This window comes from Pedobacter sp. MR22-3, from assembly GCF_026240075.1.
Taxonomy (GTDB): Bacteria; Bacteroidota; Bacteroidia; order Sphingobacteriales; family Sphingobacteriaceae; genus Pedobacter.
In genome coordinates this window covers 39609-52392 of the sequence record NZ_JAPIVF010000009.1, presented here as the reverse complement: position 1 = coordinate 52392, position 12784 = coordinate 39609, and the positions used below count along the sequence as shown (strand labels likewise).

The window sequence follows — 12784 nt, the reverse complement described above, 5'->3', positions numbered from 1 at the left end:
TTATTTTTGTTGAAAGAAATTTAATAGCGCCTCTCCGATGAGTTGTGGCTCCTGTATTGGAATATTATGGTCTCCATCAACGATTTGAATCGATGAATTTTTAATTTTTTGATTTAAGTTTTTACCGGCATCAAGGCAATTTGATGTCAAGCCGTAAAGTAATAGCACATCCTGATCAAGTTGATTAATGGCACCATCCTCAAAAAAATCCTTCTCCAGAATCATATCTTCTTTAATGGAGGTTTGATGAAAAAGGTATTCATACATACGGTGATTCTTTTCCATTTGTCGTTTTCCCATTTTAACTTTGGTGGTATCTGTGAAATTTTCCACATAATGTTCCAGAAACTCACGGCTATATTCTTCAATGATGCCACGGGCTTTTTCATCGCTGGGATCGGGTGCTTCAATCACCGCCAGTTTTTTAACCAGGTTTGGAAATCGGATGGCCATTTTCAATGCAATTAATCCACCGAAACTATAGCCACCTAAATAAACCTGTTTTAATTCCAGTGCATCTATTAAGCACTTTAAATCATTCGTCATGCTTTCAAGATCATAACCTGACAGGGTTTTCTCGCTCATGCCATGACTTTTTAAATCATACAGCACTACATGAAAATGCGTAGCCAGAATAGGAGCGATGTTGAAATAGTAAACCGATAAATTACTGAACATGCCATGCACCAGCACAACGGTTTCAGGTGCGTTTTGATTCAGCTCCTGAATATGTACCGATTTGTTATTAATCCTTAAGACTGGCATTCTTCGATGTAAGAAATGATCATGCCCAGGTTGAGATTGATCAATTGATCCAGATCCATTGATGACAGCCAGCCCGTAAAATCAATCTGATCGCCAAAATGTGCTTTGATTTTTTCTGAAAAGGACACAATCTCAATGCTGTCCATTTCTAAATCTTTGGTAAAGGAACTTTCTGGTGTGATATCCATTTCCTCCACAAATTCTTCTCCGATTACTTCAGTTATAAATTTTTTCATGAGATTGAAAATCTCTTCGCTGCTTAATTTTGTAGTCGTTATAGTGTCCATCCGATGATATAGTTTTGATGTTGAATTGTTTTGATTGTGATGTTATTAATGATGAGTTCATCACCATTAATTTTTTCTATGGTATAAGCTTTGGGGTTTCCCTGTAAGCCTTTCCCTAAAAATTTGCCATATGCTTCTTTGGCTACCCAGAAGCGGGTTGCCCATTCCTTTTTATCTTTTTGTGCTAAAAGTTCGAGTTCGTGGTCATTAAAAACCAGGTCGAAAAAGGCAGGACTTCTTTCTTCGATGGTCTCTATGTCTATTCCTACGGCCTGATCAAACCGGGCAATACCAACGGCATCTGTTCCCTTATGGGCAATAGAAATCTGTATTCCTTCAGTTAAACCGCCTTTTACATAGGGTTTGCGAAACTCATCAGAAAAAACCTCAAAAGTAATGGGGTAGCAGGCCTGTTGCTTTTCCGTATTTAACAAATTTCTAACTGCATCTTTTGCTGCCACCCTGCTGATCATCCATGTTTTTCTTTTATTGGGTAAAAGGTTGTTATGGTATTTTTTCTCGGTTTGGTTGAAATATCTTTTCAGGATAAAATCCCATGATACCACTCTCGAATAGGCATTTCCGAAAAGGAAAACCCCAGGTGCAATTTCTTCAGATAAGCGGTTGCGTAGCGGCGACATGGATACATTCCAAAGCGGTTCGTCTATTTCCAGTCGCCGGTTTTGCCAGCCCGAAATAATCAGCCAGGTTTTGCCGGCCCTTTTCATGACGATATCGGCCGTGGCAAACTCATTGTTCAGATCTGTCAGCACACAAGTGCATTCAAAAGTGCCTTCCTGATCGGCCATTTCGCCAAAAAATTCTATTTCCTGTATTTTAACAGGAAAGGCGATACGGTCTTTTTCCAGCGTGAGCTGTAACCATAAGCCAAAAAGCTGTCCGGCATTATCCAGTAGTGAGCCCTTACCTTCTGCTGCTTCAATAATTCCGGTAATGCCTTTTTGGCCAACAGCTACAATTTTTTTAATGCCCTGGTAGGCCGGACCATGAAACATATGGGCATCATAAATTTGTTCCGTTGTCCGGTCTATATTTAGCTTTTTGCCAATATCAAAACTACGGTCTGGCGCTGTGTTTAAAAAAGGTGAGAGTTTTACCTCCGCATTGGCAAAGCGTTCTAAATTGAGGTAAACGGTCTCCTCATCTTTCCATGCTCCCATAACCGTTTCCTGAAAGGGTTTAACCACGTTCATCCATTGGAAAACACGCATGTTGCTGATTTTATGAATCTTATCTGCTGGTGATTGTGCCTGGGCAATTTCTGCAAACAGTTCAAAAATCATCGTCATCGGGATTACCGGGTCCATATCTTCAATCGTTGGCCATCCCTTTGGCTGCCGCAACAAGGAATGATCGATTAAATACGGACAATTATCCAGGCTGACATCCAGCATTTGGCTGAAAGCTTGGCGGATGGGTTTTAGAGGATGCTGGTATGCGATGTTTGCCTGGTGCCGGACATTGAAATTGTTATTTTCAAAATGCCCGATCATTTCTTCCTGCATGCTGATCAGTTCTAGAACGTTTTCATTAAAAGCATTCAGCACCGGGTGTAAAGAATCGGCCAATACCGGTTTCGCCTTCGGCTGATTTTTAATAGCCAGGCTTTTTAAGTGCTCAAGGTCTCGGATGATGGGTGAGCCCAGTGCAAGCCTGATCCCCTTATTTGGCTTAAGCGGACTGGATATTTTGTGTGCAAGAAAATCAAGTCCAATTTCCCGTCCCTCCACAAACAAGGCGGCTATAACTCTTTGTAATTGTGCGATGCCAGACCGGATAGGCACATTGGCGCTGATTGTACTGATTTCTTTTCCTTTCAGGGTATCATCAATAAAACCGGTTAAACCACCTGAACCCACCTGAATAAATACTCTTGCGCCCTCCTGATAAAGCTTTTCTGTCAGCTCCCGGAAACGAACTGGTTTAATTAAATGTTCTGCACTTAACTGTCTGATGGCCTCGAAACCTTCCGGGTAAGTTTCCAGTGTCGTGGCCGACCACAATGGCGTAGTGGTTTTTCTGAATGTCATGTCTTTCATTCCTGCCAGGATGAATTCCAGTTTATCGGCTACAAAAGGGGAGTGGAAACCTGATTGGAAAGGTAAAACCTGGTGAAAGATCTGCTTCCTTTTTAAAACAGGAACCAGTTCTTCCAACGCATTTTTGCTGCCGCATAGAATAGCCTGTTGCGGGCAGTTATCGTTTGAAATGTATAGGTCTGGAATATTTTTGATTATGGGTTCAAGGCTTTCTACACCACAGCCGATGGCGATAAAGCGTGAGTCTTTTAGTTCAAATGTTTCGGGTGTTAAAACCTTCAGTAAATTCATTACCGAACTTTCTTCTGCCAGTTCTGAAGATCTTGCAGCCAGCCATTCGCCTAAACTGTGGCCCGCATTCATGTCAGACCGCAGGCCTAATTTTTTTAGTGCCTGATCCAGAACACTGCTTTTATTTAAAGTTTGAAGCGCATCACTGAGCAGGCCATCGCTGGTTTCCTGTTCGTTTGTTTCGATGTTGAAATATTTACTTACGCTATTTACTTCTCCGCCGGATAAGCCATCCAGGCCTGGAAAAACAAAAGCTATTTTAGCACCTTCCTCAAGCAGGGGATGATTGCTGTACCAGATGTCCTGCTTGTTTTTCCAGGGCATATTTTTGGTTACAATTTTAAGGGCTTTATTGATCCTGTCGACAGTTGGATTAAAGATGGCGATCCGGAAATTTCCCGATCCTTTACGGTAATCTTCCGTTTTAAGGGCTTCCAATAATTCCTCCTGCGTTTGACGGGCAAGTACAATCACTTCGTCTTTTTTGGGTTGATCAAAACCAGCCAGAACCACATGCGCATTAATGCCGCCAAAGCCAAAAGCATTTACGGCGGCCAGCTTTGGTAAACCCGAATTTTCCCAGTCTGTTGTTTGTTGAACAGCAGAAAATCTGGTTTCCTGCAATTGCGCCAATGGATCGTCGCAGTGTAAAGTAGGAGGGATTACGCCATGGTACAGGGCTAAAGCAGTTTTAATCAATCCTGCAATACCGGCGGCAGGCATGGCATGCCCGATATTTGATTTCACCGAACCGATTCCGGCTTTGGGCAGCGTTTCTTCCTGGCCAAAAAACTGTTTCAGTGTTTCAACTTCCGTTTTATCCCCTAATGGTGTTCCTGTTCCATGCGCCTCCAGGTATCCGATGTGCTGTGGTTCAAGTGCTGCATTTTGCCAGGCCTGTGTAACAGCTTTCAGCTGACCTTTAACGGATGGACTCATCACGCTCGTGCCACTACCATCACTACTTACCCCAACGCCTTTAATTACCGCATAAATTTTATCCTGATCCTGAATTGCATTTTCCAGTTTTTTAAGTACGACAAAGCCACAACCCTCACCAATGATTAATCCATCGGCATGCTGATCAAAAGGCTTTATTTTTTCTTGTTTTGATAAGGCACCGAGTTGCGAAAAGATGCTCCAGAAAGCCGCGTTTTGCCCCAAGTGAACACCACCTGCAATCATCATGTCGCAGCGTCCGCTGTTTAGCTCCTGTATGGCGTGATCAACAGCTAGAAGTGAACTTGCGCAGGCGGCATCAAGTGTAAAGGCCAAACCACCCAGGTTAAACCGGTTAGCCACCAGTGATGCGACCAGATTCGGGATTAATCCCATGGCGGTATCTGCACTAAAACGGCCTTTTTTTAACTGAAACTCCTGTTTTACTTTTTCCAGGTCTGCATCAGATAAATGAGGAATAAGGTTTTTGAGTATGCTGGAAATCTGTTCTCCTGTTCTCACGATTTCAATGGCCCTGGTTGCTCCGGGACCAGTGTAATTACCTTTGCCGATGACAATTCCGGTTTTATCAAGACTGTAATTTCTTTCGAAAATAGCCGCATCTTCCAGGGCACTGTGCACCAAATCCAGCGCAATCAAATGATCTGGCTCCGTACCTTCAACAGCTAAGGGTAAAATCCCAAAGCGTTGCGGATCAAAGCTATACTCTGGAATAAAACCACCTTTGTTGCAGTAAAAACGATCTACGCCTGTCGCCGATTGATCAAAATGAACCGGGTCGATCCGATCAGCAGGAACGGTTTGGGTAGAATCTACGCCATTTAATATATTTTCCCAGAAGATTTGGACATTCTTCGCCCCGGGAAATGTACAAGACATCCCTATAATTGCAACATCACTTTTCTTCGTCATAGTTGTAAATGGGTTAAGTCCAGGTATTACCAGCCATAATTAACACCTGGCTTTCTTTGCCATACTTCAGTTCGTTCAAGAAAGTTTCCATTCCATCCTGCAAGGGAATCAGTGCAATGCCCCGGCGCTGGTATTCTTTTTCAAGCGTTGGTGAAACCATTCCGGCGCCTTTCCAGGGTCCCCAGTTAATGGCCATTACTTTTCCCTTTATTTTTTGTTTCAAAGCCCAGGCATATTTATCCATTACGCTGTTTGCCGCCGCATAATCTGTTTGCCCGCGGTTACCATATACCGATGCAATGCTGGAGAAGAGAATGACGAACTGGGTTTCTGGCCGGAGTTGCTCTGCAAGTACCCGTAAAGGCGTCACCTTGGTATCGAAAACTCTTCCAAAAGATTCGGAAGTTTTACTGCTGAACAATTTATCTTCCAGTAGCCCGGCACCATGTACCACGCCGTCAATCCTTCCGAAGTCCTGATAAACCTGTTTGATCAATCTGGTCAGGCCATCTTCATCCCTTAAGTCTAATGATTCATAAACCACGGTAGAGCCACCTTCTTCCAGCATGGAAATGCATCGCAGGATCTGGTTGTTTTTGTAAATCCGGCTGGTTTCCTTTTCAATTTCTGCAGGTGTGGGAAATTGCCCCTGTTGAATGACGTAGTGCCTGATGTCGTCTTTAGTTTCTAATTTTGAAGTCGCTTCCTGAAGGCTTAACTGCGGGTTGGCTGAGCGGCCTACTAAAATGTAGCGGCATGGATAATCTTTTGCGAAATGTATCATCAATTCTGCCGTAATGCCTTGTGCGCCACCCAGAACCAACACTACGGCTTCCTTATCCAGTTTGATATGTTCCTCATCAGTTTCCATACTCAGCTGTGTGGGGATCAGCTCCATGATATGCCTTTTATGGTCATTGTAAATCACTTCAGAAGGCTTATCCGGATTTAGGATTTCATTTAAGGTTACGTTGGCAATTTCATCTGCCGACATTTTAGTCTCCAGGCTGATAAAGCGACATTTGGTGTGTTCGTATTCCCGATCCAGGCTTTTAAAGAAACCCGAATAGCCCTGGTAATTTCTCAGAAAAGAAATATCTGATTCTGCATTGAAATACCTTTTTGTATCGGCGATCAGATAAACCCATTTCACCTTATCGAAGTTGAGTTTTTTAATGGTAGAGAAATGATCCAGGATACCTGCCTTTTTTTGTGCTTCAAACATGTTCAGGATAATTAAGCCCTGATAGCTTTCAAGTGCATCGTCAAAGTTTACAATATCTGCAATGGCACCATGTTTTTCAAGCATCGCTTTAATTTTTAAAGCTTGTCCGCCACCATCATTCATAAGTGCAAAACGTTGATCTTTTAATATCGCCGCCTCTGTAATGGTTAGTGCCGCAGGAGTGAGTTCGAAACGTAAACGCGAAAGTTTCTCTTTAACCGTTTGGTCGTCAATACTGTCTTCTATTATTTTTTTCGCTTCAATCAGTATTTCGGTGGTTTCGGTTTCAATATCCGCGATCCAGTTCACCAGGCTTTTCAAGGTTTTTATGGCGGCTAACTTTTCCATTAAATCATCCGTTTGCTCGCCTTGAGCACCGAAACCAACTTTCTCTTTAAGTGAGGCAATAATTTCCATGCGCTTAATCGAATCAATACTTAAATCGGCTTCGAGGTCTAAATCCATGCCCAGCATTTCTTTCGGATAGCCTGTTTTTTCACTTACTACTTCCAGTATAGCCAGTTTTAACTGATCGACAGACAATTTTTGCGGCGTTGCAATTTGTGTGGAAATCACCACCTGGATTTCAGGTGCCTGCTGTTGTGTGTTTTCTGTAATCCAGTTCACTAAGCTGCTCAGTGTTTTTAAACCTGCCAGCTGCTCCATGATCTTATCTTCCGGAAGATTCAGTTCAGAAAAACCACCCAGTTCAGTACGTAATGCGCCGATAATTTCCACCCGCTTAATGGAATCGATACTCAGGTCGGCTTCCAGATCCATTTCCATGCCCAGCATTTCCTGAGGATAGCCTGTTTTATCACTCACAATTTGCAGGAGAATTTGTTTAATATCTTTCTGCACCAGTACTGCAGATTTCACTTCCATCACAGGAGAAATTTCCACCTGACCCATTAACTGATTTTCAATTTTGATAGGAACCTGGTTTGGATAATCATTCTGTGGCTGCGGATAAGCGGGTATCTGAACCGATGGGTTTTGCCCCAGAAAAGACAGCATCACATCACGTTGTGCCTGAATTAAAGTTTTCATGCTATGCAGGTATTCCTGCATCATCATGTCTGTTGCTGATGTGGTAACCTGTTGATTGATACTTTGGCTTTGTGTTTCTTTCATGAGGATGATGGGTTTGGTAATCGGAGCAGCACCGTTTTCAGGAAGCTTTCCGTTGGATGGGATGGCATGCTGACCATTTACATGCCAAATGGCTGGACTTTTTTTGTATAATAATGGTTGATCAACCTGGATCATAGTTGCTGATCTTCCCTCAAATAATTTCTCCAGATTGATGCTTCTTCCGGTTGAAATATAGCTGGCTAAAGTTCCAAGCAGGTTACTCAGTTTATTCTGTCCCTGATCTTCGGTATGAAATATAGTTTCATCTTTACCGATACAGGCTTTTGTTAATCCGCTTAGTACTTTACCTGGGCCTACTTCGATAAAAATTCTCGCGCCAGCTTGATACATATTATTCAGCTGATCAACAAAAAGTACCGGCTGAACCAGGTGTTCCGTTAAACGTTCCTTGATGGCTGCTGCATTTGTAGGATATTCATTGGCCGTAGTGTTCGACCAAACAGGTAGTTCAATATTGTTAAATGAAACTTTTGTCAGTACATCGCGATAAAGTTCTTTAGATTTGGCTACCACCGGGCTATGAAAAGCACAGGCTACTTCCAGCTGCCGGTAAGACACTTTTGCCGCTTTGAGTTTAGCCGCCAAATGTTGAATGCCAGGTGTTGAACCTGCTATGACGCACTGCGTTGGCGCATTAAAGTTTACGGGATAAACATGGTCTACGCCAGAAAGCAGGCTGTTTAAATCTTCACGTTTTACGCTTACCGCCAGCATACTTCCGGGATCTCCATCCGTAACCGCATCCAGAATTGACTGTGCCCTTTCAGCACTTAATTTAACGAGCTGGTCATCTTCAAAAGCGCCTGCAAAACAAAGCGCCGGTAATTCGCCGTAACTGTGGCCGGCAATCATATCAGGCTGAATACCAAAAGACTGTAGTAATTTTGCAATGGCCAGGTCAACAACGCCAAGTAGTGGCTGGGCCATCCGTGTATCTTTGATGTTTTCTTTTTGTTTTTTGACAGATTCAGGATCAAATACTGCGTTCGGGAACAATATTTTTTCATAATCAGGATAGTCCTTTAACAACTTCCTCATTTCAGGAAAAATCACAAAAAGATCTCTGGCCATGTTAATCCGCTGGCTGCCTTGTCCTGGGAACAGCAAGGCTACTTTGCCTTCTTTTATATTCGTTTTATAGGTGTCTTTACTTTCTATACCAGATAAAACCAGGTCAATTTTCATCACCAGATCTTCAGCATTATTGGCTACAATGCTCATTTGAACGGTCTTCTCGCTACCTGTTGCCAGGCTGAAGGCTAAATCTTTCAGCGCGATCTGAGCATTAATTTCCAGTAAATTTTTGATGTTGTTAAGACTCGTTTTTGCTTCATCGTAAGTATCACCTCTGAACACAAATAATTCTGATGGCCACGATTTCAGTATGGGATGTTCATTTTCTACATTTTTGCCACTTTCCAGCACGGCATGGAAATTGGTTCCGCCAAAGCCAAAGGCACTCACTCCGGCATAACGTTTTCGATCCATCCATAAACCAGCCTCAGTATGGAAGGCAAAAGGACTTGTTTTTGCATTGTAAAAACTATTCGGTGTTTTTAAATGAATGGTTGGTGGTTTAATACCATGGTAAACGGCAAGTGAGGCCTTAATTAAGCCGGCAATACCGGCGGCACATTTGGTGTGGCCGATCTGTGTTTTGACTGAACCCAGATGTGTTTGCCCGGCCGTTGCACCAGTTTCGTTCAGCATGTCGGTTAAAGCACTGATCTCTGTTTTGTCGCCAACAACGGTACCCGTACCATGCGCCTCAATCAGGCCCACACTCGAAGGCATAATTCCGGCCTGGCTGTAGGCCCTTTCCAAAGCATTGATTTGTCCGTTTTTACGCGGTGCAGTAAGGCCGAGGCTTTTACCATCGCTGGAACCGCCAACACCTTTTATCACAGTGTAAATCGTGTCGCCATCCCTTAAAGCATCCTCATGTCTTTTCAAAACTACCATGGCAATGCCTTCGCCCAGAGCTATTCCATCTGCCTCCGAATCGAAAGTGGCACATCTTCCTTTTTTCGAGAGGGCGTGTGTACTGGAGAACATCAGGTAATCATTGATGCCGTTGTGAAGATCGGCGCCACCAGCCAGAACCATATCCGACTTTTCGAGGAAAAGCTCCTGGCAAGCCAGGTCAATAGCGGCAAGGGATGAGGCACAGGCTGCATCAACGGTAAAATTTCGTCCACCTAAATTTAACCGGTTGGTAATTCTGCCAGATATTACATTGGCCAGAATGCCGGGAAAAGAATCTTCTGTCATTTTAGGAAGAGCGGCATCCACTTCTGCCGGCATTTCTCCAAACACCTGTTTATAAAAACACCTGAAACTGTAACTGTTGGCAAGGTCATTTCCACCTTCAGCCCCAATAATTACAGATACGTTTTCCTTGTCAACGCCCTGATCACCATAGCCGGCATGCTGCATGGCCTGTTTAGCCACCAGTAAGGTGAGGAGTTGGGTAGGTTCAATGGCCGCCAGAGATTGCGGGGGAATACCAAATTCAAGCGGGTCGAAATCGATCTGTGGAATAAAACCACCCCATTTAGAATGCGACATGTCGCCGGCCGTAGATTCGGGGTCATAATAAACATCCTTATTCCATCTTTCATCCGGAACTTCCGTAACTGAGTCTTTCCCTAATACAATGTTTCGCCAGTATTCATCCAGATTTTTGGCACCTGGGAAAATACAGGCCATTCCAACAATGGCTACATCTAATGATTTGGTTTCGCTTTTTGGCGGAGCAGGTAAAATAGCCTGATCAATATAACTGAAATTTTTAGTCGCCACCTCTTCATGTAAATCCGCCAAGGAAATTACTTCCTGGTGCATAGGGGCAATCTGGCCAATCATATACATGCCCAATTCAGTTTGTTCTTGCTCACTGATTTCAACCAGCTGATCGCCCTGCCTTTCAATTCCTTTGGCCGCAATTCTCAGCCGGCCCACATTCAGGCTTTCCAGTTTTTCCCAAATCAGCTTTTTGTCTGTTCCTTCTGCTTGAAGCCTTGATTTTTCCTGATTGAAAAAACCGGCAAATGAAGAGTTCAGACACCTGGTTTCATGTCCTGGAGCGGTTTCCAGTAAAATGGTATCCTGAGCCTGCATGGCTTCCTGCTGAAACTTATTCAGGATAGCACCCGTGCTTACAGCTTCCTGTGTATATAAATAAGCTGTACCCATCAACACACCGATTTTCATTCCTTTTGCGGCGAGGGGAGCGGCCATGATGGAAATAAATGCAGCTGAAAAGGCATCATGAATGCCTCCTGCAAAAAATATACTGATCTCTTCCGGTTTCTCTTCCTTTAAAAGTCGTTCTATTTGTTTTTCCCATAAAACCATACTGGATAAAGGGCCAACATGGCCTCCGCATTCTCGGCCTTCGAAGACAAACCTTCTGGCACCTTCTTTCAGGTACATATCTAATAAGGCGGTAGAGGGTACATGTAAAAATGTTTTAATACCGGCCTTTTCAAAGGGTTTAGCCTGTGAAGGTCTTCCACCGGCAATCAGCAACACGGGTGGTTTTGCTGCTAAAATATATTGCTGCTGTTCATCGCGAAGTTCCTGCGGTGCAAAACCCAGTATACCAACGCCCCAGGTTTTGGCACCCGCTAATGCTTTGGTTTGATCGATCAGGTTTTTCGCTGCATTTCCTTTTAAAAGAGATAAGGCTACAAATGATAAAGCCCCGGCTGTCGAAACTGCATCAGCAAAAAGTGGCACATCACTCACCCGGGTCATAGGACCTTGTGCAATGGGATATTTGATGTTTAGATCTGTAGCAAGTGCATTGTGGGCACTAATGGTATTTAAAGCCTTTGCTTGTTTTAAATGACCAAAAATGGAAGTTTTAAAACCAAATACCAGCTTATCAAGCTTTTTATATTTCTCAAATAAATCTATTGATAAACTGATATCTTGACCCATTGGAAGATAACTCGTATGGAGATCATAGCCCTTAAAGTAGGTTTTAAGTGTGGAGTAGTTTTGACTATCTTCAGGTAATACTGGAGAATGAGGACGAACCAATACCCGGTGGTGATCAATAAGCCTGGTTTCCGTTCCGTTTAATTTACCACAAATGGCTTTTAATTCTACCGGCGCAGCACATTCCTTAAAAAGTGCCAACTGACTGTCTAATATGACTCCGGCCGCGCCCTGAGCAATTAATGAGGCAGCAGTATGAATGCCCACTCCACCCTGTACCCAAACCGGAATGCCTAAAGCTGCTTTCATCACCCGCTGAAAAAGTACGAAAGAGGATTCACGGGCAACTTTTCCTGCACCTTCGTTTCCTTTAATGATAATGCCGTGTGCCCCGGCTGCTTTGGCATTTTTAGCTGATTCGAGATCAAAAACCTGGTAAATGACTTTTGCAGCAGGTGGTTTGACAAAAGCAAAGCCGAATGGAGCAATAATCAAACTCACCCCAGTAGGGATTTCGATCTGCAGCAATGCTTCAGAATTGAAACAGATACCATAATCTGTCATGGTTTGTTCGCTCAGGATTTTTAATGCCTGCACGGCTTTAATCTGATCGTGCCCAAGACTGAGCACGGGAAAACAAGAAGTTTTCGCTAAACTGGTTACTAATGTAGTATCCGGAATTTCAAAAGGCGTTAAGCCAATAAGCGTATGTCTGTTCATAGTTTGATCATTTTATTCTGTTCATCCATTCAGCAGGATTTAACGGCATGCCGAATAAAAAATAGAATGTATTAGTTCGTATAGTTTATGTCATAAAGGCAGAAAATAGTAGATTATTTATGTGTATTATTAATAAGTCTAATGTATATATTAAAAATAATAAAAATATAATAAAATCTGGCAATGGATAAAATGAATACAATTGATACAAAGACAAAATATTGATATCAATTAAGATATAAAATTACATAGTTTGTGTAATTTTAATACAAACATAATCCTAATTTTTAGAAAAAATACAGATATGATCATTAATTTTTTATTATAATAATGTTAATTAATATAAAATATCAGGCTTTTTCTTATAAAAAAGTAGCTTTTATGGAAGATTTAATAAAAACATAAATTTTTATTTTAAGTCAGTTTAATGATGCTTTTTGTGTGATTTCAGCTTTTTTATTATT

4 protein-coding genes are annotated in these 12784 nt (G+C 42.5%); all 4 read right to left on the bottom strand.

The annotated features are described in order from the left end of the window. From OQ267_RS20820 to OQ267_RS20805, 4 genes are read right to left on the bottom strand one after another with little or no spacing between them, the layout of a single operon-like run. Entirely contained in the window at positions 1–765 is a 765-nt protein-coding gene (locus tag OQ267_RS20820) for an alpha/beta fold hydrolase (RefSeq protein WP_265837883.1), read from the bottom strand. Next, a complete protein-coding gene (locus tag OQ267_RS20815) occupies positions 753–1001 on the bottom strand; it encodes a phosphopantetheine-binding protein (protein WP_229676745.1) in 249 nt (82 codons plus the stop codon). The genes OQ267_RS20820 and OQ267_RS20815 overlap by 13 nt, the downstream gene beginning before the upstream one ends. 38 nt (positions 1002–1039) lie before the next feature. Beyond that, entirely contained in the window at positions 1040–5275 is a 4236-nt protein-coding gene (locus tag OQ267_RS20810; RefSeq protein ID WP_265837880.1) for a beta-ketoacyl synthase N-terminal-like domain-containing protein, read from the bottom strand. A gap of 13 nt (positions 5276–5288) precedes the next feature. Continuing rightward, on the bottom strand, positions 5289–12320 hold the full coding sequence (locus OQ267_RS20805; RefSeq protein ID WP_265837879.1) for a type I polyketide synthase: 7032 nt from the start codon (positions 12318–12320) through the stop codon (positions 5289–5291). Positions 12321–12784: the final 464 nt, after the last annotated feature.